Annotated in this window: 20 protein-coding genes and 1 pseudogene; 11 read left to right on the top strand and 10 right to left on the bottom strand. The window is 73.3% G+C overall.

Features of this window, described 5'->3' with window-relative positions:
• Nucleotides 1-29: 29 nt before the first annotated feature.
• From AC069X_RS14785 to AC069X_RS14795, 3 genes are all read left to right on the top strand, one after another.
• On the top strand, nucleotides 30-1,574 hold the full coding sequence (locus tag AC069X_RS14785; protein WP_478728654.1) for a ParB/RepB/Spo0J family partition protein: 1,545 nt from the start codon (nucleotides 30-32) through the stop codon (nucleotides 1,572-1,574).
• A 112-nt stretch (nucleotides 1,575-1,686) separates the two neighbouring features.
• The gene (locus AC069X_RS14790) at nucleotides 1,687-2,724 is read left to right on the top strand and encodes a YgjP-like metallopeptidase domain-containing protein (RefSeq protein ID WP_478728656.1); all 1,038 of its coding nucleotides are present in this window, start codon (nucleotides 1,687-1,689) and stop codon (nucleotides 2,722-2,724) included.
• A 374-nt stretch (nucleotides 2,725-3,098) separates the two neighbouring features.
• Nucleotides 3,099-3,563, top strand: a complete 465-nt coding sequence (locus tag AC069X_RS14795) for a type II toxin-antitoxin system PemK/MazF family toxin (RefSeq protein WP_478728658.1) — start codon at nucleotides 3,099-3,101, stop codon at nucleotides 3,561-3,563.
• Here the strand turns inward: AC069X_RS14795 and AC069X_RS14800 are convergent.
• Nucleotides 3,548-3,802 carry a hypothetical protein gene (locus AC069X_RS14800; protein WP_478728660.1) on the bottom strand — a complete coding sequence of 85 codons (255 nt, stop codon included), beginning with the start codon at nucleotides 3,800-3,802 and terminating at the stop codon, nucleotides 3,548-3,550. The two genes, AC069X_RS14795 and AC069X_RS14800, sit on opposite strands and share 16 nt — an antisense overlap.
• Nucleotides 3,786-4,811, bottom strand: a complete 1,026-nt coding sequence (locus tag AC069X_RS14805) for a helix-turn-helix transcriptional regulator (RefSeq protein WP_478728662.1) — start codon at nucleotides 4,809-4,811, stop codon at nucleotides 3,786-3,788. The genes AC069X_RS14800 and AC069X_RS14805 overlap by 17 nt, the downstream gene beginning before the upstream one ends.
• Before the next feature lie 92 nt (nucleotides 4,812-4,903).
• On the opposite strand from AC069X_RS14805, the pseudogene AC069X_RS14810 reads away from it, so the two are divergent.
• Nucleotides 4,904-5,336 (top strand): annotated as a pseudogene (locus AC069X_RS14810) (NAD(P)-binding domain-containing protein).
• A gap of 67 nt (nucleotides 5,337-5,403) precedes the next feature.
• On the opposite strand, the gene AC069X_RS14815 reads toward AC069X_RS14810, so the two are convergent.
• Nucleotides 5,404-6,228, bottom strand: a complete 825-nt coding sequence (locus AC069X_RS14815) for a TIGR02452 family protein (RefSeq protein ID WP_478728664.1) — start codon at nucleotides 6,226-6,228, stop codon at nucleotides 5,404-5,406.
• A gap of 137 nt (nucleotides 6,229-6,365) precedes the next feature.
• On the opposite strand from AC069X_RS14815, the gene egtA reads away from it, so the two are divergent.
• Genes egtA through egtD form a run of 4 tightly spaced genes read left to right on the top strand, consistent with a single transcriptional unit; the run spans nucleotide 6,366 to nucleotide 10,724 of the window.
• Entirely contained in the window at nucleotides 6,366-7,697 is a 1,332-nt protein-coding gene (egtA, locus tag AC069X_RS14820) for an ergothioneine biosynthesis glutamate--cysteine ligase EgtA (protein ID WP_478728665.1), read from the top strand.
• On the top strand, nucleotides 7,694-9,004 hold the full coding sequence (gene egtB, locus AC069X_RS14825; protein ID WP_478728667.1) for an ergothioneine biosynthesis protein EgtB: 1,311 nt from the start codon (nucleotides 7,694-7,696) through the stop codon (nucleotides 9,002-9,004). The genes egtA and egtB overlap by 4 nt, the downstream gene beginning before the upstream one ends.
• On the top strand, nucleotides 9,004-9,762 hold the full coding sequence (gene egtC, locus AC069X_RS14830; protein WP_478728668.1) for an ergothioneine biosynthesis protein EgtC: 759 nt from the start codon (nucleotides 9,004-9,006) through the stop codon (nucleotides 9,760-9,762). The genes egtB and egtC overlap by 1 nt, the downstream gene beginning before the upstream one ends.
• Nucleotides 9,759-10,724 carry an L-histidine N(alpha)-methyltransferase gene (gene egtD, locus AC069X_RS14835; RefSeq protein ID WP_478728670.1) on the top strand — a complete coding sequence of 322 codons (966 nt, stop codon included), beginning with the start codon at nucleotides 9,759-9,761 and terminating at the stop codon, nucleotides 10,722-10,724. The genes egtC and egtD overlap by 4 nt, the downstream gene beginning before the upstream one ends.
• Here egtD and AC069X_RS14840 read toward each other — a convergent pair.
• The 3 genes from AC069X_RS14840 to AC069X_RS14850 all read right to left on the bottom strand — a co-directional run bounded on the left by AC069X_RS14840 (nucleotide 10,616) and on the right by AC069X_RS14850 (nucleotide 13,829).
• Complete coding sequence (locus AC069X_RS14840) at nucleotides 10,616-11,578, bottom strand: lysophospholipid acyltransferase family protein (RefSeq protein WP_478728672.1); 963 nt, start codon at nucleotides 11,576-11,578, stop codon at nucleotides 10,616-10,618. The genes egtD and AC069X_RS14840 overlap by 109 nt on opposite strands.
• Nucleotides 11,575-12,402 (bottom strand): GNAT family N-acetyltransferase, encoded by an 828-nt coding sequence (locus AC069X_RS14845; RefSeq protein ID WP_478728674.1) that lies wholly within the window; start codon nucleotides 12,400-12,402, stop codon nucleotides 11,575-11,577. Before AC069X_RS14845 ends, AC069X_RS14840 begins: the two co-directional genes overlap by 4 nt.
• 164 nt (nucleotides 12,403-12,566) lie before the next feature.
• Nucleotides 12,567-13,829, bottom strand: coding sequence for an extracellular solute-binding protein (locus AC069X_RS14850; RefSeq protein ID WP_478728675.1), 1,263 nt, complete (start codon nucleotides 13,827-13,829; stop codon nucleotides 12,567-12,569).
• A 164-nt stretch (nucleotides 13,830-13,993) separates the two neighbouring features.
• Here AC069X_RS14850 and AC069X_RS14855 point away from each other — a divergent pair, with 164 nt between their 5' ends.
• Nucleotides 13,994-14,209, top strand: coding sequence for a dodecin (locus tag AC069X_RS14855; RefSeq protein ID WP_478728677.1), 216 nt, complete (start codon nucleotides 13,994-13,996; stop codon nucleotides 14,207-14,209).
• Nucleotides 14,210-14,313: 104 nt separating this feature from the next.
• On the opposite strand, the gene AC069X_RS14860 is transcribed toward AC069X_RS14855, so the two are convergent.
• A complete protein-coding gene (locus AC069X_RS14860) occupies nucleotides 14,314-14,808 on the bottom strand; it encodes a phosphatase domain-containing protein (RefSeq protein ID WP_478728679.1) in 495 nt (164 codons plus the stop codon).
• 96 nt (nucleotides 14,809-14,904) lie between these two features.
• Between AC069X_RS14860 and AC069X_RS14865 the strand changes: the two genes are divergently transcribed.
• Both AC069X_RS14865 and AC069X_RS14870 read left to right on the top strand, forming a co-directional pair.
• Nucleotides 14,905-15,897: an MsnO8 family LLM class oxidoreductase gene (locus tag AC069X_RS14865; RefSeq protein ID WP_478728681.1), complete on the top strand. Its 993-nt coding sequence runs from the start codon at nucleotides 14,905-14,907 to the stop codon at nucleotides 15,895-15,897.
• 50 nt (nucleotides 15,898-15,947) lie between these two features.
• Nucleotides 15,948-18,362 carry an excinuclease ABC subunit UvrA gene (locus AC069X_RS14870; RefSeq protein WP_478728683.1) on the top strand — a complete coding sequence of 805 codons (2,415 nt, stop codon included), beginning with the start codon at nucleotides 15,948-15,950 and terminating at the stop codon, nucleotides 18,360-18,362.
• Between the two features lie 5 nt (nucleotides 18,363-18,367).
• Here the strand turns inward: AC069X_RS14870 and AC069X_RS14875 are convergent, their stop codons facing one another.
• From AC069X_RS14875 to AC069X_RS14885, 3 genes are all read right to left on the bottom strand, one after another.
• Nucleotides 18,368-19,033: a hypothetical protein gene (locus AC069X_RS14875; RefSeq protein WP_478728685.1), complete on the bottom strand. Its 666-nt coding sequence runs from the start codon at nucleotides 19,031-19,033 to the stop codon at nucleotides 18,368-18,370.
• Between the two features lie 164 nt (nucleotides 19,034-19,197).
• Entirely contained in the window at nucleotides 19,198-19,938 is a 741-nt protein-coding gene (locus tag AC069X_RS14880) for a succinate dehydrogenase/fumarate reductase iron-sulfur subunit (protein ID WP_478728687.1), read from the bottom strand.
• Nucleotides 19,935-21,887 carry a fumarate reductase/succinate dehydrogenase flavoprotein subunit gene (locus tag AC069X_RS14885; RefSeq protein WP_478728689.1) on the bottom strand — a complete coding sequence of 651 codons (1,953 nt, stop codon included), beginning with the start codon at nucleotides 21,885-21,887 and terminating at the stop codon, nucleotides 19,935-19,937. The genes AC069X_RS14880 and AC069X_RS14885 overlap by 4 nt, the downstream gene beginning before the upstream one ends.

The raw sequence follows: 21,887 nt of genomic DNA on the forward strand, positions 1-21,887 counted from the left end.
CCGCACCCCCTCTTCCGAAGGAGCCAGACGTGACCGCCACCGCCATCGAGCCCAACCTCGCCGACACCGCGCAGGACACCACCACCTCATTCACCGGGCAGTTCATCTGGGTAGACCCCCGCGAACTCGTCATCGACCCCTACAACCACCGCAAGAAGCGCGGCGACGACGACAACGGGACCGAGCCCGACCCCGCGCTCATCGAATCCGTCATCGAGTTCGGCGTTCACACCCCGCTGCTCCTGCGCCCGCAGACCGGCGCGCAGGACGGGCTGCTCGGCGTCGTCTTCGGGCAGCGTCGGATGAAGGCCGCCCTGATCGCGGCCGAGAAGGCAATCTCGGCCGGCGAGCCCGTGAAGATGCTGCCCGCGATCGTCCGCGAAGACCTGCGTGACACCGACGACGAGGCGCTCGCCCTGTCCGTGATCGAGAACGTCCACCGGCGAGAGGCAACCACCCTCGACGTACTCGACGCTGCCGAACAGCTGGCCCTCATGCCGGTGGGCAAGCTCAAGCGTGAACGGGCAGCCCGAGCCCTGGGGATCACACCCGAGGAGATCACGGCAGCCCCCCAGGCAGCCAAGCTCAGCGACAAGGCGCTCAGCGAGGCGACCACAGCCGCCTTCGACCTGGTGGAGATGGCCGACTACCAGACCGTCGAGGAAGTATCCGGCGCCCTGTCCAAGCTCCGGTACGCCAAGACCCGCGACACCAAGGCAGGCGACGCCAACCGGGGCAACTGGGCCCACGCCCTGGCCGAACTGCGGCAGGAACAGCAGGAACGGCAGGAGAGGGAACGCGTCGTCAAGGAGCTGGCCGAACAGGGCGTCCGGGTCGTCGCCTGGCTTGCGCACCGGGAGAACGACCTCTCCCGCCGGCTCACCGACCTGGTGACCGAGATCGGCAACCCGATGACGGCCGAACAGCACACGAAGTGCGGAGGCCACGCCGCAGCCCTGCCCCCCGGCGAGACAGAGGTCGAGTGGGTCTGCACGGACTGGAAGCGGTTCGGGCACGAGCTGACCGACCAGGCCGCCGCCGCTTCCAAGAAGAGCAAGTCGAGCCCCGAGGAGCTGGAGGACCGCCGCAGGATCATCCGGTACAACAAGGCGTGGCGTACGGCCAGGACGGTCCGCCAGGAGTTCATCACCAAGATGTGCGCGGCCAACGGCGAAGCCGACGACGCCACCTGGACGCTGATCCTCACCGTGATCACCGGCACGTCCAACGACTACGGGCGCCACGCCAGCAACCCGAAGACCGAACTCACCAGCGCCTTCCTCGGCGTCCCCGACCCCAACAAGGACCACACCAAGTGGAGTCGGGTGAAGAACCCCTACGGCAACCTCATCGCGACCACGCCGAAGTCCCGCCGCTGGCGGCTGCTACTGGCCCAGGTGGCGGCCATGTACGAATCCGAGAACATGCACGACGGCGCCTGGCGGCACGTCGATGAAAGCTGCGTGACCTGGCTGAGCTTCCTCAAGAAGCAGGGCTACACCCTCAGCGAGGTCGAAGCCGAGGTCCATGCCGACGGACTGAAGCGGTTCCGGCCGGCCCGCAAGAAGAAGTAGACGCCCTCCCCGGGGGTGGGTCTGCACACCGCACCCACCCCCCATGGGTAGCAGAATATCGATTAGTGGTGACGTCGACACCGTCACCCCACCACCAGAGAGACCATCAGCGATGAGCGGCAAGACCACCCGCAGCATCAACCTCGGCGACATCGCCGTCACCATCAAGGCGAGCGACCGCACCACCACCGACCTCACCGTCACCCACGACACCGGCATCACCGTCCGCGGCCCGCACACCCTCACCGACGACGACGCCCGCGCCCTCGTCACGCGCCGCAAGCACTGGGTCTACCGAGAACTGACCAGGCTCCGCGACCAGGCCCCGACCAACCCCGCCAAGACCCTCCGCGACGGCGAGACCTTCACGATCCTCGGCACGCCGCACACACTCCGCCTCACCGCCGACCGAGCCCAGGCCAAGCCAGCCCGGACCCACTACGACTCCCGAGACGGCTTCGTCGTCGACCTGAGTCAGGGAGCAGCAGAGAATGCGGGCATAGCACGCCGAATACTGATCAACCTGCACGCTGACACGGCCAACAAATGGCTGGAAAAGAACGGCGCTCGAATCACCCGACTCACCTTGAACTCTGACATAAGGATCACCGCCACAACCCGCAGCCGCACCCACACCCGCTGGATCAACCGCCGCCCCACCGGCGACCTCACCCTTCATTGGGCCCTCGCCCAGCTCCCCACCCTCCACCTCCGCGAACTCCTCCACCGAGCCCTGAACCTCCACTCCATCGCCGACGGCCACGAACTCAACCAACACCTCCAAACCCTCTGGCTCGGCGAACTCGCCGCCGGCCCGCAGGAAACCTCAGCCAGCCCCAGCACCGACAGATGCCCCGTGTGCCACGCCCACCCCGGCACCCTGCACTCGAACCTGTGCGATGTCGCCCGCTGCGCATTCACCGGCCGCCAGCGGGGCTACTGCCACCCCGGCGTCACCTGCCTCACCCTCTGGTCCGGCCGCTGGCCTGGCACCGACGAGTGCGAGGAGTACGGCTTCTACTACCGAGTCACGGCCGGCCGGGCCGAACCCTGCAACGCCACCGACGAAGGGGCCGCGCACGACTACAACCGCCTCTACGCCGAGTGCGTGTGGCACCCGGAACAGCAGCGCATGATCCTTCTCGCATGAGGTCGGATCGCCCACAAGTCCTTGAAGGGTCGCGAACCAATTGCGGCGGTCACCCCTATGCGTTTGCGCAGCTCAGGCCGGGCTCGTTCCCCATCCCAACCCCGTAGGCCGCTGCTTCTGCCCGTCTGGGGGACACGGGGGACAACGGGGGGACAGAACTCTGGGGAAGGATCCGGAAAACCAAGGCCAGATGAGCCCGCACCGTTCAACGGGGCGCCTCGGCAGGATAGATGCGGCAGCACTTCCGATGCGGTCTTCGGCAGTCCCTGGGTCCATGGATGTGCTCATTGACGTCCACTGCGGAACGCTCAGCCAGTGCGGAGCGTGACTGGCATCTCTGCGCCGGGGGGCTGAAACCCGGTAATCTCCCCGAAATGACGGCACTTTCGCAGCACACCAACGGCTACTCTGAGCAACCCGGCCGGGACGGTCCCACCGCCACCGCCGAGGCCGATCCGCGCGCCATCGGCCCGGTCCGCACCGAGTACGCCCCCGACCCGGACGGCGATCCGGACCCGGGGGAGATCGTGTGGACCTGGGTCCCCTTCGAGGAGAACGACGGGCGCGGCAAGGACCGCCCGGTGCTGGTGGTGGCGCGCGAGGCGGGCGGGGCGACGCTGCTCGCCGTCCAGTTGTCGAGCAAGCGGCACGACCACGACCGGGAGTGGGTGCCGATCGGCTCGGGTCCCTGGGACGGCGCCGGCCGGGAGTCCTGGGTGGACGTGGACCGGGTGCTGCGCGTCCACGAGTCGGGGATGCGCCGCGAGGCCTGCGCCCTGGACTTCCCCCGGTTCCGACGGGTGGTGGACCGCCTGCGCGAACGCTACGGCTGGCAGTAGCCGGCCGGCCGGGGAGCGGCGGGCCGGCGGCGGCACCGGGTCGCCCAGCCTCCGGCTGGCGTCAGCCGCCGGCCGTCGGCCCGCTCGACGACGAACCGGCCGTCCTGGAAGCCGACCCGGTCGCCTGCGAGCAGGAAGAGCGGGCCGGTCAACTCGAAGGCGTAACCGTCGTCCGTCTCCAGTTCCCGCACCAGTACCGTCCGGTCGACCGGAGTGGTTCCGTCAGCTGTCAGGCGCATGCCGGGATGATCGCACGCCCCCGGCCGCCGCTCCCTGGCACTCCGCTCCCCCGCCCTCCGCCGCCGCCAGCATCCGGTGTGCCGCCGTGCGCAGGTGGGCGAGGACGGCCGGGTCGGCGTCCAGGGTGTAGTCGGCGTCCAGGCCCGCGAGGGTGCGGGTGACGCGGGGCAGGAAGTCGTCGGAGGCGTCGACGCGGCAGGTGGTGGCGGTGACGGGCCGGACGCGGCCGCCCAGGTGACGCAGGCGCTCGGCCGGGGTTCCGACGGTGGCGACGGCCCGGTGGCGGGTGGGGGCCGCCGACAGGCGCCGGGCGGTGAAGGCGGCCGGGTCGCCGCCGGGGACCTCGCGCGGCGGCACGCGCCGGCCCGTGGCGGTGGGGCCGGTGATGCGGTCGAGGCGGAAGAGGCGCCAGTCGTCCTTGGCGGTGTCGTGGGCCAGGAGGTACCAGAGGCCGCCGGAGGCGACCAGGTGGCAGGGCTCCACGCGGCGGGGCGCGGCGGCCGGGCCCTGGCGCGGGGTGTAGTCGAAGGTCAGCACCTCGTGGTCGCGGCAGGCGACGGCGAGGGTGGCCAGCAGGGCCGGATCGACCCGGGGGCCGCGGTCCTCCGCCTCCCAGCTGATACCGGCCAAGGAGGACTGGAGGGCGCCGACCCGGCCGCGCAGACGGCGCGGGAGGACCTGTTCCAGTTTGGCCAGTGCCCTCAGGGCGGTCTCCTCCATGCCGGTGAGGCTCCCGGCGGCGGTGCGCAGGGCGACGGTGACGGCGACGGCCTCCTCGTCGTCCAGCAGCAGCGGCGGCAGGTCGGTGCCGGCCGCCAGGCGGTAGCCGCCGGCGTGGCCACGGGTGCTGTCGACGGGGTAGCCGAGCTGCCGGAGGCGGTCGATGTCGCGGCGTACGGTGCGGACGGTCACCTCCAGCCGGTCGGCCAGGTCGGTGCCGGGCCATTCCCGCCGGGTCTGGAGCAGGGACAGCAGCCGGAGCATCCGTACGGTCATGTCACTCGTCATGCGTTCCACTCTGCCCGTGTCAAAGGACACGGGCTGTCCTGAAGTGCTCCTACCTTGGAATGACTCAAACGGAGCGAAACAGGAGATTCCCCATGAAGATCGCAGTTCTCGGCACCGGCGGCGGCGCCCGCGCCCACACGGCCAGGCTGCTCGGACTCGGACACGAGGTCTACGTGGGCACCCGCGACGTCGAGGCCACCCTGGCCCGCACCGAGCCTCGGCGAGCAGATCCAGCGCGCCCTGCCCCGCACCAAGGTCGTCAAGTCCTTCGTCACCCAGGAACAGGAGACCGTGGTCAGCCCGGGCGGGGTCAACGGCGGGGACCACACGATGTTCCTCGCCGGTGCGGACGACGAGGCCAAGAAGCGGGTCACCGAGCTGCTGAAGGCCTACGGCTGGAGCGACGTCCTCGACCTCGGCCCCCTCGTGTCCGCCCGCGGCATGGAGATGTACGCCCACCTGCACAGCGCGATCGGCTTCGCCCTCGGTTTCGGGACCCCTTTCGGGATCAAGGTCGTACGCTGACCCGCGCGCCCGGGGCGGCGGGCCCGGCCGGCCCGTCACCCCACCGGCCCGTCACCCCATCGGCCGGTCAGCACCCGGCGAAGGCCGCCGCGAAGGCCTCGCGAGTGCGCGGGTCCCGGTCCAGGACGCCGAACACGACCCGCTCGAAGACCCCCGCGAAGCGGCCGGTCAGCAGCGCCCGGAAGGCCTCCGCCACCTCCGCCGGGTCGTTCCGGAACACCCCGCACCCCCAGGCCCCGAGCACGAGCCGCCGGTACCCGTGCAGCGCGGCCACCTCCAGGACGCGCTCGGCCCGCCGCAGCAGGGCGGCCGGGATCTCGTGCGCCCGGTCCGGCTCCTGGCGGCGGATGGTGCCCGCGTTCGGGGCCGGGGAGGTGAGGAAGCCGGCCCGGAACGGGGTGTCCAGCAGTACGCCCCGGTCGTCGCGGAAGACCGGCACCCCCGGGGAGTGGATCACCCGGTCGGTGTAGAAGGTGCTCTTTCCCGCGCGGTGGACCTCGTAGTACTCGGGGGCCTCCAGCAGGGTCTCGTACAAGGCCGAGGCACGGCACAGGGCCTCCTCCTGCGCCTTGGCCCCGCGGACGTATCCGCCCCCGGGATTGCGGGCGGAGGCGAAGTTCAGGACCGCCACCGCACCCTCGCCGCCCTCCGTGGCGAGGCGGCGCGCGGCGACCGTGCTGCTCTCGCCGGTGACCTCGAACGCCGTGACCCGACCCCCTCCAACGGCCTCCCCGTCTGGGATGACCCGGTTTGGCCCATATATCCTGGTTCCGGCCCTGGCTTCCGCCAGAGCGGCGGCGAGGGAAACACGCCGCCCCGACCGCGTCCGGTACTCCCCGGACGCCGCGATCAGCGCGTTCTCCCGCGCGATCTCACGCAATCTGCTGCTCACGCCGCCATCCTCGGGCGAAGGATCCGGGAGGGCAAAGGAATTAGCGCTTCCGATGCGCGCGGCAGAGGAATTGGCGCTCCGATGACGGGTAGGCACGGGTGACATCACGGCCGACGACAGGAGACGAGGTTCCGGTCATGCCCGAGAACTCGCCCGCTCCATTCGCCCAGCACGCCGAGCACAACCCCCTGACCGAGGCGGCCGCCGAGGACCTGGTCCACGGCATCTGCTTCAAGACCGGCCCGCCCCGCCTCCTCGGCGCCGAGCTCGAATGGCTCGTCCTGGACGCCGAGCGGCCCTGGCTGCCCCTGTCCCCCGAACGTCTCACCGCGGCCCACGACGCCGCCCGCGCACTGCCCCTGAACTCCCGGCTCACCGTCGAGCCCGGCGGACAGCTGGAGCTCAGCTCAGCCCCCGCCGACTCCCTCGCCGCCTGCCTGGACGGCCTGCGCGCCGACCTCACCGCCGTCCGCGACGCCCTGCGCGGCCAGGGCCTCCTCCTGCGCGGCCTCGGCCAGGACCCCCGGGGCCCCCTGGACCGGCTGCTGGCCAGCCCGCGCTACGACGCGATGGAGGCCTACTTCGACCGCACCGGCCCCGCCGGGCGCGCCATGATGCGCACCTCCGCCTCCGTCCAGGTCTGCGTGGACGCCGGCCACGAGGAGCCGGGCCCGCTCGGGCACGGCCGGCGCTGGCATCTCGCCCACCTGCTGGGCGCCGTACTGGTCGCCGCCTTCGCCAACTCCCCCGGCCGCGAGGGCCCGTACCGGGGCTGGCGGTGTGCCCGGCAGGGGATCTGGAGCGACATCGACCCGCGTCGCGCGCTCGCCCCGCCGATGGAAGCCGAGCCGCGCGCCGGCTGGGTCCGGCACGCGCTGGACACCGAGGTGATGTGCGTACGCTCGCCCGACGGCGGCCCCTGGGCGGTGCCGGACGGGCTGAGCTTCCGCGACTGGCTGCGCGCGGACGGCGGGCGGCGGCCCACCGCCGAGGACCTGGAGTACCACCTCACCACCCTCTTCCCGCCCGTCCGGCCGCGCGGCCACCTGGAACTGCGGATGATCGACGCGCAGCCCGGCGAGGACGGCTGGCTGGTCCCGGTGGCGCTGGTGCACGCGCTCTTCGACGATCCGGAGGCCGCCGAGACCGCCTACCGGGCGGTCAAGGCGCTGGCCGACGCGTACGGAGCCCAGCGCGCGCCCCGCAACCCCCTGTGGCGGGCCGCCGCCCGGGACGGGCTGGCCGATCCGGAGCTGCGCACCGCGGCGGCCGCCTGCTTCCGGGCGGCGGCCGGGGCACTGCCCCGGCTCGGGGCGGACACGTACGTCCTCGACGCGGTCGGCTCCTTCGCCGAGCGCTACGTACGGCGCGGCCGCTGCCCGGCCGACGACGCCGGGGCACCCTCCGTCAACGCCCGTACCGGGGAAGAGCGGCGAAGGCCGCCCGCCGCGAAGGGACCGCGCTCATGACCACAGAGATCCGTCCGGAGCGGCTGCGCGAGCGCGCCGCGGCCGCGCTGACCGCCGCCCGCGCCCGCACCGCGGCGCTGACCGACGTGGTGAGCGACGAGGACCTGACGGCCCAGCACTCCCCCCTGATGTCCCCGCTGGTGTGGGACCTGGCGCACATCGGGAACCAGGAGGAGCTGTGGCTGCTGGGCCGGGTCGCAGGCCGGGAGTCCATGCACCCTGAGATCAACTCCCTGTACGACGCCTTCGAGCACCCCCGCTCCGAGCGGCCGAAGCTGCCCCTGCTGGGCCCGGAGGCGGCCCGCCGGTACGCGGCCGAGGTGCGCGGACGCGTCTTCGACCTGCTGGAGAGCACTCCGCTGGAGGGAACGGCCCTGCTCGACCGGGGGTTCGCCTTCGGGATGATCGCCCAGCACGAGCAGCAGCACGACGAGACGATGCTGATCACCCATCAGCTGCGGGCGGGATCCCCGGTGCTGGCCGCACCGGACCCCGCTCCGCCGCTGGGCCCTCCCCCCGAGGCCCCCGAAGTCCTCGTCCCCGGCGGCCCGTTCACCATGGGCACCTCGACCGAGCCGTGGGCCCTGGACAACGAACGGCCCGCGCACGTACGGGAGGTGGCCCCCTTCCGGATCGACACGGTGCCGGTGACCAACGCCGCCTACCAGGCCTTCATCGCGGACGGCGGCTACGGCGAGCGCCGCTGGTGGGCCGCCGAGGGCTGGGAGCAGATCCGGGCGCACGGCATCGGGGCGCCGCTGTTCTGGCACCGCGAGGGCGGGCAGTGGCTGCGCCGCCGGTTCGGGGTGACCGAGCCCGTCCCCGATGAAGAACCGGTTCTGCATGTGAGCTGGTACGAGGCCGACGCGTACGCCCGCTGGGCCGGCCGACGGCTCCCCACCGAGGCGGAGTGGGAGAAGGCCGCCCGCCACGACCCGGTGACCGGCCGCTCCCGCCGCTACCCCTGGGGCGACGCCGACCCGACCCCCGACCGCGCGAACCTGGGCCAGCGCCACCTGCGCCCGGCCCCGGCGGGCGGCTACCCGGCCGGGGCCTCCCCGCTCGGGGTCCGCCAGCTGATCGGCGACGTGTGGGAGTGGACGGCCTCGGACTTCCTGCCCTACCCGGGCTTCCGCGCCTTCCCGTACCGGGAGTACTCGGAGGTGTTCTTCGGCCCGGCCCACAAGGTGCTGCGCGGCGGCTCGTTCGCGGTGGACCCGGTGGCCTGCCGGGGCACCTTCCGCAACTGGGACCTTCCCGTGCGCCGGCAGATCTTCTCCGGCTTCCGCACCGCGAGGGACGCCTGATGTGCCGCCACCTCGCCTACCTGGGGCCGCCCGTGGCCCTGGAGCGGCTGCTGAGCGAGCCCGGGCACTCCCTGGTCCACCAGTCCTGGCGGCCGCGCCGCCAGCGGTTCGGCACCGTCAACGCCGACGGCTTCGGCGTCGGCTGGTACGCCGAGGGCGATCCGGTGCCGGCCCGCTACCGGCGTGCCGGGCCCGTCTGGGGCGACCTGACCTTCGCCGACCTCACCCGCGTGGTGCGCAGCGCCGCGTTCCTGGCCGCCGTACGCGACGCCACGCTCCCGGGGGCGGACGGGGAGGCCGCCGCGGCCCCCTTCGCCTCGGGACCGTGGCTGTTCAGCCACAACGGGGCCGTGCGGGACTGGCCGGATTCGGCGGGCCCGCTCGCCGCCGCCCTGCCGCCGAGGGAGCTGCTCCAGCTGGCGGCGCGCACGGATTCGGCGCTGGTCTGGGCGCTGGTGCTGCACCGGCTGCGGGCGGGCGACGACATGGGCACCGCCCTGGCCGAGCCGGTCCGCGAGCTGTCCACGGCGGCTCCGGGCTCCCGGCTGAACCTGCTGCTGACCGACGGCGCCACGATCGCGGCGACCGCCTGGGGCGACTCCCTCTGGTACCTGGCCGACCCGGTGGCGGGACGCGTGGTCGTGGCGTCCGAGCCCCATGACGACGACGCCCGCTGGTGCGAAGTGCCCGACCGGACCCTGCTGACCGCCACCCGCACGCGGGTCGCCCTGACCCCCCTCAAGGAGACCTCCCCGTGAGCGATTTCCAGTTGACCCGGACCCTGGACGAGGACGCCGCCGACAAGGCGCTGCGCGAGGACGTCCTGAAGGGCCTGACCCGCTTCCCGAAGGAGCTGCCGCCGAAGTGGTTCTACGACGCCCGGGGCAGTGAACTCTTCGAGGAGATCACCCGGCTGCCCGAGTACTACCCGACCCGCGCCGAGCGGGAGATCCTGCTGGAGCGGGCCGGGGAGATCGCGGCGGTGAGCGGGGCGCGCACCCTGGTGGAGCTGGGCTCGGGCTCCTCGGAGAAGACCCGGCACCTGATCGAGGCGATGCCCGCGCTGCGGACGTACGTACCGGTGGACGTGAGCGAGAGCGCCCTGGCGGGTGCGGGCGAGCTGCTGCCGGCGCAGCATCCGGGCCTGCGGGTGCACGCGCTGCTGGCCGACTTCACGGCTCCGCTGCACCTGCCGGACTCCGAGGGGCCGCGGCTGGTGGTGTTCCTGGGCGGCACGATCGGCAACCTGCTGCCTCCGGAGCGGGCGGTGTTCCTGGCGTCCGTACGGGCGATGCTGTCGCCCGGGGACGCGCTGCTGCTGGGCACCGACCTGGTGAAGGACGAAGCGGTGCTGGTGGCGGCGTACGACGACGCCCAGGGGGTGACGGCGGAGTTCAACAAGAACGTGCTGGCGGTGATCGACCGGGAGCTGGGCGCCGACTTCCACACCGCCGACTTCGAGCACGTGGCGGTGTGGAACAGGGAGCACGAGTGGATCGAGATGCGGCTGCGCGCCCGGTCCGCGGTGACGGTCAAGGTCCGGGCCCTGGGCCTGCTGGTGCCGTTCGAGGCGGGTGAGGACATCCTGACGGAGGTCTCCGCGAAGTTCCGTCAGGACGGGGTGCGCAAGGAACTGGCCGGAGCCGGGCTGGAGCTGACGCACTGGTGGACGGACGCGGCGGGCCGCTTCGCGCTGTCCCTGTCGGTGGCCGAGGGCTGATCCGGCCTTCCGCCGGGCCGCTGCTGCGCGGGTACGCCCGTCAGCAGCGGCGGTTCCTGCCCGGGGGCCCCGAGTACGGCCTGCCGCGCCGCCGCAGCCAGTTCGCGGCGGCCGGTGTGGCGGCCGGCCGGGATGCGCGGCAGCAGCCGCACCTCGGCCCGTACCCCGCGCGCCCGGGCGAGCCGCCACAGGGAGGCGGTCAACGGGTCCTCTCCGACGAAGGCGGGCGCCCCGGCGAGCTCCCCGTCCGCCAGCCGGTACGCGATCCGGACGGGCTGTACGGGTACCCGCGCGTCCAGCGCCGACTGGAACGCGGCCCGCCGGAAGGGCCCCTGGGCGCGCCCGCACCAGGTCGAGCCCTCGGGGAAGACGGTGACGCGGTCGCCGGCCCGCAGCACTCCGGCGAGGGTCTCGACCGTGCGGGGCAGGGCCCGGATCCGGTCGCGTTCGATGAACAGGGTGCCCGCCCCGGCGGCGAGCCGGCCGAGCACGGGCCAGGCGCCGATCTCGCTCTTGGCCAGCATCCGGCTGGGCAGGACGGCGGCGACGAGCGGGACGTCCAGCCAGGAGATGTGGTTGGCGACGACGAGGCGGCCGCCGTCCGGGCCGGGAGTGCCGTGCACGGTGATCCGTATCCCCATCGACCGTACGAGGGCGGCGGACCAGGCCCGGACCAGCGCGCGCCGGGGCCGGGCGGGGAGCAGCCTGACCGGCGGGGCGGCCACGACGGCGAGCAGGACCAGCGCGAGGGCGGTGGCGAGCCGGAGCACCGCGCGGGCCGGGCTCGCGGCCTTCCCCGGGTGCCCGGCGCAGGACTCGGGGGTGCAGGGCGAGACGGGCAGCCAGGTGCTCATGCGCCCGGGGCGAGCGAGAGGAAGTGGTTCAGGTAGCGCGGGTTGGTCCGGCGCAGGGAGAGCAGCACGTACAGGTCGGCGCAGCCGAACTCGGCGTCGAAGGCGGGCTCGCCGCAGACCCAGGCACCCAGGCGGATGTACCCGCGCAGCAGCGGCGGCAGCTCCATGCGGCCGGGGACGGTGATGCCCTCGGGGCTCCAGGGCAGGTGCGGGGTGACGCGGTACTCCTGCGGGGCGAGGTTGCGGGCGAGGACGGTCTCACGGGTGGCGGCGGCCAGCACCCCGCCGTCGGCGAGCGGTATCGAGCAGCACCCGGCGAGCCAGTTGTGGCCGGTGCGCTCCATGTAGCGGGCGAGGCCGGCCCAGATCAGGGCGATGACGGCGCCGTTGCGGTGGTCGGGGTGGACGCAGGAGCGGCCGACCTCGACCAGGTCGGGGCGGATCGGGGCCAGGGCGGAGAGGTCGAACTCGCCCTCCGAGTAGAGGCGGCCGGCGACGGCGGCGCGCTCGGGGGGCAGCAGCCGGTAGGTTCCGACGACCTGGCCGGTCTCCTCGTCCAGGACCAGCAGGTGGTCGCAGTAGGCGTCGAAGGCGTCGGAGTCCAGGCCGGGCTCGGGTCCTTCGAGGCGGGCGCCGAGCTCTCCGGCGAAGACCTGGTGGCGCAGCCGCTGGGCGGCGCGGACCTCGTCCTCGTCGCGGGCGAGGCGGACGGTGTAGCGGGGCGCCGTGGGGGCGGCGGGCGCCGTGGGGGCGGCGGGGGCCGTGGGGGCGGCGGCCGGGGATGGGTGTGCGAGGGGGGACGGGGACAGGGGGGCGATGGTCATGGCTGCTCCTGATCCGGGCACGGGGAGCCGGGCCGCAGGTGGCGGGCCCGGCTCCTCTACTTCTTCCGTGACCGGCTGGATTCGACATGACCGACCGGCGGCCCCCGGATGTGCGGGGGCTGAACTCGGCGGGTGCCGTCCGGGCGGGTCGCCCGGACGGGGGCTCAGCGGTCGGAGTTGAGGACCCTGCTCATGGCGTCCGAGGCGGTCTTGGCCGCCAGGCGGGGGTCCTGGCCGCCGAGCACGGCCGTCATGTAGGGCTTGATCGGGTTGTCGGCCTCGACCTCGGCCCAGCGCGCGGACTTCGGGGTGGCACGGCCCTGGGCGGCGCCGGGTGCCATGGCGGCGGCGCCGTCGTTGCCCTCGACCACGCGGGCGAGGGTGGTCTTGTTGGGGACGTAGCTCATGCCGCGGGCGAGTTCGGTCTGCCACTTCTCGCTGACCAGGGCGGTGATCACGTCCACGGCGCGGGCCCGGTTGCGGGTCTTCTCCGGGATGATGAGGTCGGAGCCGCCGGTGAAGACGGCTCCGGGCTTGTCGGAGGTCTTGCCGGGGATGGGGAAGAAGCCGAGCTTGCCCTTGAGCGCCGGGTTGGCGGCCTCGATCTGGGCGGCCTGGCCGGGCGGGGCGATGATCTGGGCGACCTGCCCGCGGGCGAAGACCCCGGACTGCGGGGGCGTCTCCTCGTCGCCGCCCCTGGGGCCGTCGCCGAGGGCCTGGAGCTGCTTGTAGAACTCCATCCCGGCGAGGGCCTTCTCGTCGTCGAGGGCGCCGACCCACTGGCCGCTGGTCTCGACGGCGAGGTCGCCGCCCTCGTCCCAGACGAACCCGGCGAGGACGTACCAGTTCTGGCCGGGCAGGTAGATGCCCTGCTGGTCGCCCTTGTCGAGCTTCTGGGTGGCGGCGATCCAGTCCTGGCGGTTCTTGGGCGGGGTCTTGATCCCGGCCGCCGCGAACAGGTCCTTGTTGTAGATCACCACCCGGTTGGCGGCGTACCACGGGACTCCGTACTGGGCCCCGTTGACGCTGCCCGGGTCGGACAGGCCCTTGAGCCAGTCCTTGCTGCCCCAGGCGCGCAGGCCCTCCAAGGTGACCTCGGAGACGCCGCCGGTCTCGACGTACTGGGCGACCTGGGTGTTGCCGACCTCGATGACGTCGGCGCCCTCCTTGGCCTTGCCGCTGAGGACGGCGTTGACCTTGTCACCGATGCCCTTCCACTCCTGGATCTTCACCTCCAGGTCGATGCCGGGGTGCTGCTTCTCGAAGTCGGCGGTGAACCGCGCGATGAACTCGTCGGAGGCGCTGCCCTTCATCAGCCAGAGGGTCACCTTGTCGGAGCCTCCGTCAGCGCCCGCCGACTGGCCGCAGCCGGTCAGGGCGGTCGCGGCCGCGAGGGCCGTGCACACGGCGAGGAAGCGCATCTTCACGAGGGGTCACCTTCTGGGGATGGATCTCAGATGGCTTGAAATTGGCATAGACCAATGGGCGGGTCAACCCCCTTTCACCCGGGATTGTTCACGCATAGTTCGCGGACCCGGCCTTACTGGGGCACCGTGGAACAAGGCAACAGCGACGACTGGCGGGAGACCCCATGTCCAACCACACCTACCGGGTGACCGAGATCGTCGGCACCTCCCACGAGGGAATCGATCAAGCCATCCGGAACGGGATCGCGCGCGCGGGGCAGACCCTGCGCAATCTGGACTGGTTCGAGGTCACGCAGATGCGCGGGCACATCGAGAACGGGGAGATCGCGCACTACCAGGTCGGGCTGAAGGTGGGCTTCCGCCTCGACGGCGAGGACTGACGACCCCGGCTGCGGCTGCCGCTGCCGTACGCGGCCCCGGGCCCGCCCCGCCGGCGCGGGCCCGGGGCCGGGCCCGGGGCCGCGGACGGACGCGCGCCCCGGGCTCAGGTCCGGCCCTCGCCCTCCTGGGCCTGCTTCAGCTCCGGCGCCTCCGCGGCCCAGTCCGCCACCAGCACCCGGAAGCCCGCCGCACGGGCGGCGTCGCAGACGAGCACGTCGTCGTCGACGAGCACGCGCACCTCACGCCCCCGGGCGAGGCGGCGCAGCACCTCCAGCTTCGTCATCCGGGCCGGGCGCCGGTCCTGGTCGCCGCGCATCCACACCCGGCCCTCGGGCAGCCCGTGCCGGGCCAGCCATGCGTCGGTGTCCGCACGGCAGCGCTCCGGCCGGCCGGTCAGGTACACCACCTCGCAGTCGGCGGCGCTCTCCACCGCCAGCGCGACACCCCGGGCGAGCGGCGGATCGGCCGGAGCCGCCCCGAAGAAGCCGGCCCAGTCGCGGGGGCGGCGCTCCAGGAAGTGCTGGCGGTGACTGGTGTCCGCGAGGGTGTTGTCGATGTCGAAGACGGCCAGCGGCCGGCGGGACGGGGTATCGGTCATCCACGCAGCCTAGATCGCGGGTCCGACAGCGCCGCGCCCGGTCCGGCGGCGGCACCGGCCGGGGAATCCCCGCCGCCGCCGCGCGTTGAGACGTACGTGATCCGAAAAGTCTCGATACTCGACCGGTCCCGCACCCGCGAGGGGCACCCCGCCCCGGAGGCCCTGCGCGACACCGTGGAACTGGCCCGCGCGGCGGACGAACTGGGCTACCACCGCTTCTGGGTGTCGGAGCACCACAGCGTGCCCGGGGTGGCCGGCTCCGCGCCCACCGTCCTGGCCGCCGCCGTGGCCGCCGCGACCCGGCACATCCGGGTCGGCACCGGCGGGGTGATGCTGCCCAACCACCAGCCGCTGGTCGTCGCCGAGCAGTTCGGGGTCCTGGAGGCCCTCTTCCCCGGCCGGATCGACATGGGGCTCGGCCGTTCGGTCGGCTTCACCGGCGGCATCCGCCGCGCCCTGGGCCGCGACACCGCGGACGCCGACCGCTTCGAGGAGCAGCTGGCCGAACTGCTGGGCTGGATCGACGGCAGCCAGCGCGCCCACCCGCAGGTGCACGCCCGCCCGGCGGAGGGGCTGCGGATCCCGCCCTTCGTGCTGGCCACCGGCGAGGGCGCGGGCATCGCCGCGCGGGCGGGGCTCCCGGTGGTGGTCGGCGACCTGCGGGGGCGCGCCAAGGTCAGGGAGGCGGTCCGCCGGTACCGCGAGGAGTTCCGGCCCTCCCCGTGGGCCGCCGAGCCGTACGTGGTGGTCTCGGGGACGGTCGCGGTCGCCGCCACCGAGGAGGCCGCCCGGCGGATCCTGCTGCCGGAGGCCTGGGCCCTCGCGCACTCCCGCACCCGGGGCAGTTTTCCGCCCCTGCGCCCGGCGGAGGAGGTCGAGGCGCTGGAGATGGGCCCGAAGGAGCGCGAGCTGTACGAGAGCGCCCTCGCGGGGCACGTCGCCGGGACCGGGGAGCAGGTCGCGGCGGCGCTGGCGGAGGTCGCCGAGGCCACCGGGGCGGACGAGCTGCTGGTCACCACGTCCACGTACGACCGCACCGCCCTGCTGGACTCCTTCACCCGGCTGGCAGGCATCGCCGGGCTGGGCTAGGCAGCCGGGCCGGGCGGCCGGGGCGGGGGCCGGGCTCTAAACTGGGGCGAATGCACCACTCCCCCGAGACCCCCGCCGACCGGCCGGACGCCCCCGATCCCTGCGTACGGGTACGCGGCGCCCGCGAGCACAACCTCCGGGGGGTCGACGTGGACATCCCCCGCGACACCCTGACCGTCTTCACCGGCGTCTCCGGCTCCGGTAAGAGCTCCCTGGCCTTCGGCACCCTCTACGCCGAGGCCCAGCGGCGGTACTTCGAGTCCGTGGCCCCCTACGCCCGGCGGCTGATCCACCAGATCGGCGCCCCGAAGGTGGAATCGGTGACCGGGCTGCCGCCCGCCGTCTCCCTGGAGCAGCGCCGGTCCGCGCCGGGTTCGCGCTCCTCGGTGGGGACGGTGACCCTGCTCTCCAATTCCCTGCGGATGCTGTACTCCCGCGCCGGTACCTACCCCCCCGGCGCCGAACGGCTCGACTCGGACGCCTTCTCCCCCAACACGGCCTCCGGCGCCTGCCCTTCCTGCCACGGGCTCGGCCGCGTGCACCGCACCAGCGAGGAACTCCTCGTCCCCGACCCCGGCCTGTCGATCCGTCAGGGCGCCATCGCCGCCTGGCCCGGGGCCTGGCAGGGCAAGAACCTGCGGGACATCCTGGAGGTGCTGGGCCACGACGTGGACCGGCCCTGGCGGGAGCTGCCGGCGAAGGACCGCGAGTGGATCCTGTTCACCGAGGAGCAGCCGGTGGTCACCGTGCACCCGGTGCGGGACGCCGAGCGGATCCAACGGCCGTACCAGGGCACGTACATGAGCGCCCACCGCTATGTGATGCGGACCTTCTCCGAGACCAAGAGCGCCACCCTGCGGGCCCGCGCCGAGAAGTTCCTCACCGACGCACCGTGCCCGGTGTGCGAGGGGCGCCGGCTGCGGCCGGAGGCGCTCGCCGTGACCTTCGCCGGCCGGACCATCGCGGAGCTGGCGGCGCTGGCGCTGGGCGACCTGGACCGCGTACTGGCCGACGCTCCCCTGGAGGAGGAGGCGGCGCGGGTGCTGGCCGGGGACCTGCGGGCGCGGATCGCACCCGTGACGGAGCTCGGGCTCGGCTACCTCAGCCTCGACCGGACCGCGCCGAGCCTTTCGGCGGGCGAGCTCCAGCGGCTGCGGCTGGCGACGCAGCTGCGGTCGGGGCTGTTCGGGGTGGTGTACGTCCTGGACGAGCCGTCGGCCGGTCTGCACCCGGCGGACACCGAGGCGCTGCTCGGCGTACTGGAGCGGCTGAAGCGGGCGGGGAACTCGGTGTTCGTGGTGGAGCACCACCTGGACGTGGTGCGCAGCGCGGACTGGGTCGTGGACGTGGGTCCGCTGGCCGGGGAGCACGGCGGGCGGGTGCTGTACAGCGGGCCGCCGGACGGCCTGGCCGCCGTCGCGGAGTCGGCGACGGCCCGGCACCTGTTCGCGGCGGCCGCACCCGGCCGGGAGCGGCCGGAACGCGCGGCCACCGGCGCCATCCGGCTGTCGGGCGTCGACCGCCACAACCTGCGCGACGTGGACGTGGAGTTCCCCCTCGGGGTGTTCACGGCGGTGACGGGGGTGTCCGGTTCGGGAAAGTCCACGCTGGTGGGGCAGGTGCTGGCGGGCGAGGTCGCCGGACGGCTGGCCGAGGCGGACTTCCCGGTGCGGCGGCTGGTGGAGGTGGACCAGAAGCCGATCGGGCGGACGCCGCGCTCCAACCTGGCCACGTACACGGGGCTGTTCGACGTCGTGCGGAAACTGTTCACGGCGGCCCCGGAGTCCCGGGCGCGCGGCTGGAAGGCGGGCCGGTTCTCCTTCAACGTGCCGGGCGGGCGCTGCGAGACCTGCCAGGGCGAGGGCTTCGTCTCGGTGGAGCTGCTGTTCCTGCCCAGTACGTACGCCCCGTGCCCGGAGTGCGCGGGTGCCCGGTACAACGCCGAGACGCTGGAGGTGCGGTACGCGGGGCTGAACATCGCGGAGGTGCTGGGGCTGACGGTGGAGGCGGCGGCCGGCTTCTTCGCGGAGGTTCCGGCGGCGGCGCGCAGCCTGCGGGCGCTGGAGGACATCGGCCTGGGCTACCTGCGGCTGGGGCAGCCCGCGACCGAGCTGTCGGGCGGGGAGGCGCAGCGCATCAAGCTGGCGACGGAACTCCAGAGGCTGCGCCGCGACCACACCCTGTACCTGCTGGACGAGCCGACGACGGGGCTGCACCCGGCCGATGTGCGGGTGCTGCTGCGGCAGTTGCACGGGCTGGTGGACGCGGGGCACTCGGTGGTGGTCGTGGAGCACGACATGGAGGTGGTGGCGGGGGCCGACTGGGTGATCGACCTGGGTCCGGGCGGCGGGACGGAGGGCGGCCGGGTCACGGTCGCGGGTCCGCCGCCGCTGGTGGCCGCCGCGCCGGGCTCCCGCACGGCCCCGTACCTGGCGAGGGCGCTGGGGCTGCACGACAGTCCCTAGCGGGCTCAGGCGTCACCGGGCAGCAGGTCCTGCGGGAGTTCACGGAAGGCCCACTCGCCGCGCGTGCGGGTGAGGGTCCAGACGAGGTCGTACCGGTCGGGCCAGGCGGCGGGGACGCCGAGGACGTGGCGGGCTCCGAGGGCGCGGACCAGGCGGGGGATCCCGGCGGGCTCCCAGCACACGAGTACGGGTGTCCGGGCCGTAAGCACCGCCCGGGCCAGGTCCGTTTCGGCCCCGTTGGCGAACTGCGTGCGTACGGGTACCCGCAGGGCGGCGGCCAGGGGTGCCAGGGTCTGCTTGCACCGGGCGGGGGCGGATTCCGGCCCGCCGGCGGCGAACAGCGCGGCGGGCCGGGGCAGCCGGGCGCTGTGGGCCGGGCCGAACAGCCGGGGCAGTTCCTCCGCGCGGCGGCGGCCCCGGCCGGCGAGGAAGCCGGGGTCCTCGTTGCCCTCGTCGTCCTCGCCGGTGGCTCCGGCGAAGGGTTTCTCCCCGTGCCGGATGAGCATGACGAGGGCGTCCTTGGCGGCGGGCCCGCCGGGGGCCGGGCCGGGCGGCCTCTTGCGGGCCGCGGTGTCCTCGGCGGTGCAGCCGGCCGCGGCCAGGCAGGCGAGGGCGGCGGCCAGCGCGGTGCGGCGGCGCGGTCCGGACCCGGCGGCGGGGGCTTGGGGCATGGGGTCCACTGAACCCCACGCCCCGGACGGGGCCGGGTCACGGCGCGGCGTACGGCCCGTACGAGCGCCCGGTCGGCGGATCGGGTCAGCCGATCGGCCCAGGCAGGGGGCCGGGGGTGCCCGTACGGGGGTGTCGGGGCGGCTCCCGGGCGGGGCCGCGGGGGTCAGGCCTTGCGCAGGGCGCGGAGCCATTCCCTGTTCATGGCGGCGATGGACGGCAGCGGGATCCCCTTGGGGCAGGCCGTGGCGCATTCGCCGGTCAGGGTGCAGCCGCCGAAGCCCTCGCCGTCCATCTGGGCGACCATGTCCAGCACCCGGGTCTCGCGCTCGGGCGAGCCCTGCGGGAGCACGTTCAGGTGGTTGATCTTGGCGGAGGTGAACAGCATCGCGGAGCCGTTGGGGCAGGCAGCCACGCACGCGCCGCACCCGATGCACTCGGCGTGCTCGAAGGCGGAGTCCGCGGCCGGCTTGGGCACGGCCGTGGCGTGCGCCTCGGGGGCCGAGCCGGTGGGCGCGGTGATGTAGCCGCCGGCCTGGATGATGCGGTCGAAGGCGCTGCGGTCCACCACGAGGTCCTTGACCACGGGGAAGGCCGAGGCCCGCCACGGCTCGACGTCGATGGTGTCGCCGTCGTCGAAGGACCGCATGTGGAGCTGGCAGGTGGTGGTCCGCTCGGGGCCGTGGGCGTCGCCGTTGATGACGAGGCTGCACGCTCCGCAGATGCCCTCGCGGCAGTCGTGGTCGAAGGCGACCGGGTCCTCTCCGCGCAGGATGAGGTCCTCGTTGAGGGTGTCGAGCATCTCCAGGAAGGACATGTCCTTCGATATGCCGTCGACCTCGTAGGAGGCCATGGCGCCGGGGGCGTCGGCGTTCTGCTGGCGCCAGACGCGCAGGGTGAGCTTCATGCGTAGCTCCGCTGGGTGGGGTGGACGTACTCGAAGACGAGGTCTTCCTTGTGCAGGACGGGGGCGGCGCCGGTGCCGGCGTACTCCCAGGCGGCGGCGTAGCCGAACTCCTCGTCACGGCGGGCGGCTTCGCCGTCGGGGGTCTGGGACTCCTCGCGGAAGTGGCCGCCGCAGGACTCGGCGCGGTGGAGGGCGTCGAGGCACATCAGCTCGGCGAGTTCGAGGTAGTCGACGATGCGGTTGGCCTTCTCCAGCGACTGGTTGAACTCCTGGCCGGTGCCGGGGACCTTGACGCGCCGCCAGAACTCCTCGCGGATCTCGGGGATGCGGGCGAGGGCCTTGCGCAGCCCCTCCTCTGTGCGGGCCATCCCGCAGTACTCCCACATGAGTTCGCCGATCTCCCGGTGGAAGGAGTCGGGGGTGCGGTCGCCGTCGACGGCCAGCAGCCGTTCCAGCCGCTCGCGGGTCTCGCGCACTGCTTCCCGCGCCTCGGGGTGGGTGTCGTCCACCGACTGCCGGTGGGGGTGGCGGGCGAGGTAGTCGTTGATGGTGGAGGGGAGGACGAAGTAGCCGTCGCCGAGCCCCTGCATCAGGGCGGAGGCTCCGAGGCGGTTGGCCCCGTGGTCGGAGAAGTTGGCCTCGCCGACCGCGAACAGGCCGGGCACGGTGGTCTGGAGGTCGTAGTCGACCCACAGTCCGCCCATCGTGTAGTGGACGGCCGGGTAGATCCGCATCGGGACCTCGTACGGGTTCTCCGCGGTGATCCGCTCGTACATCTCGAAGAGGTTGCCGTACTTCTCGGCTACCTTGTCCCTGCCCATGCGGCGGATGGCGTCGGCGAAGTCGAGGTAGACGCCCTGTCCGCCGGGGCCGACGCCGCGTCCCTCGTCGCAGACGTTCTTCGCGGCGCGGGAGGCGATGTCGCGGGGGACGAGGTTGCCGAAGGAGGGGTAGATCCGTTCCAGGTAGTAGTCGCGCTCGTCCTCGGGGATCTCGGCGGCGGGACGGGTGTCGCCCTTGGCCTTGGGGACCCAGATGCGGCCGTCGTTGCGCAGGGACTCGCTCATCAGGGTGAGCTTGGACTGGTGGTCGCCGGTGCGCGGGATGCAGGTGGGGTGGATCTGGGTGAAGCAGGGGTTGGCGAAGTACGCGCCGCGCCGGTGCGCCCGCCAGACGGCGGTCGCGTTGGAGTTCATGGCGTTGGTGGAGAGGTAGAAGACGTTGCCGTAGCCGCCGCTGGCGAGGACGACCGCGTCCGCGTAGTGGGTGGAGATCTCGCCCGTGATCAGGTCGCGGGCGACGATGCCGCGGGCCACCCCGTCGGCGGTGATCAGGTCGAGCATCTCGGTGCGGGCGTGCATCTCGACGTTCCCGGCGGCGATCTGCCGGGACAGCGCCTGGTAGGCGCCGAGCAGCAGCTGCTGGCCGGTCTGGCCGCGGGCGTAGAAGGTGCGGGAGACCTGGACGCCGCCGAAGGAACGGGTGTCGAGGAGTCCGCCGTACTCGCGGGCGAAGGGGACGCCCTGGGCGACGCACTGGTCGATGATCTCGACGGAGATCTGGGCGAGGCGGTGGACGTTGGACTCGCGGGCGCGGAAGTCCCCGCCCTTGACGGTGTCGTAGAAGAGGCGGTGTACGGAATCCCCGTCGTTGCGGTAGTTCTTGGCGGCGTTGATGCCGCCCTGTGCGGCGATGGAGTGGGCGCGGCGCGGGGAGTCGCTGAAGCAGAACTGGACCACGTGGTAGCCCTGCTCGGCGAGGGTCGCGCCGGCGGCACCGCCCGCCAGGCCGGTGCCGACGACGATGATGGTGTGCTTGCGGCGGTTGGCCGGGTTGACCAGCTTGGCGTCGAAGCGGCGGCGGTCCCAGCGTTCGGCGATCGGGCCGTCGGGGGCCTTCGTGTCGCGGAGGGGCTCGCCGGTGGTGTAGGCGGCGTACTCGGTGCTCAT

The sequence above is a fragment of the Streptomyces sp. NPDC043896 genome (assembly GCF_056435605.1).

Bases quoted from the DNA above. Each gene is read 5' to 3' on its own strand.
- AC069X_RS14790 (WP_478728656.1), top strand. From the start codon at position 1,687: ATGAGCGGCAAGACCACCCGCAGCATCAACCTCGGCGACATCGCCGTC.
- AC069X_RS14795 (WP_478728658.1), top strand. From the start codon at position 3,099: ATGACGGCACTTTCGCAGCACACCAACGGCTACTCTGAGCAACCCGGC.
- AC069X_RS14800 (WP_478728660.1), bottom strand. From the start codon at position 3,802: ATGCGCCTGACAGCTGACGGAACCACTCCGGTCGACCGGACGGTACTG.
- AC069X_RS14805 (WP_478728662.1), bottom strand. From the start codon at position 4,811: ATGACGAGTGACATGACCGTACGGATGCTCCGGCTGCTGTCCCTGCTC.
- egtA (WP_478728665.1), top strand. From the start codon at position 6,366: ATGCCCGAGAACTCGCCCGCTCCATTCGCCCAGCACGCCGAGCACAAC.
- egtB (WP_478728667.1), top strand. From the start codon at position 7,694: ATGACCACAGAGATCCGTCCGGAGCGGCTGCGCGAGCGCGCCGCGGCC.
- egtC (WP_478728668.1), top strand. From the start codon at position 9,004: ATGTGCCGCCACCTCGCCTACCTGGGGCCGCCCGTGGCCCTGGAGCGG.
- AC069X_RS14840 (WP_478728672.1), bottom strand. From the start codon at position 11,578: ATGAGCACCTGGCTGCCCGTCTCGCCCTGCACCCCCGAGTCCTGCGCC.
- AC069X_RS14845 (WP_478728674.1), bottom strand. From the start codon at position 12,402: ATGACCATCGCCCCCCTGTCCCCGTCCCCCCTCGCACACCCATCCCCG.
- AC069X_RS14855 (WP_478728677.1), top strand. From the start codon at position 13,994: ATGTCCAACCACACCTACCGGGTGACCGAGATCGTCGGCACCTCCCAC.
- AC069X_RS14860 (WP_478728679.1), bottom strand. From the start codon at position 14,808: ATGACCGATACCCCGTCCCGCCGGCCGCTGGCCGTCTTCGACATCGAC.
- AC069X_RS14870 (WP_478728683.1), top strand. From the start codon at position 15,948: ATGCACCACTCCCCCGAGACCCCCGCCGACCGGCCGGACGCCCCCGAT.
- AC069X_RS14875 (WP_478728685.1), bottom strand. From the start codon at position 19,033: ATGCCCCAAGCCCCCGCCGCCGGGTCCGGACCGCGCCGCCGCACCGCG.
- AC069X_RS14880 (WP_478728687.1), bottom strand. From the start codon at position 19,938: ATGAAGCTCACCCTGCGCGTCTGGCGCCAGCAGAACGCCGACGCCCCC.
- AC069X_RS14885 (WP_478728689.1), bottom strand. From the start codon at position 21,887: ATGAGCACCGAGTACGCCGCCTACACCACCGGCGAGCCCCTCCGCGAC.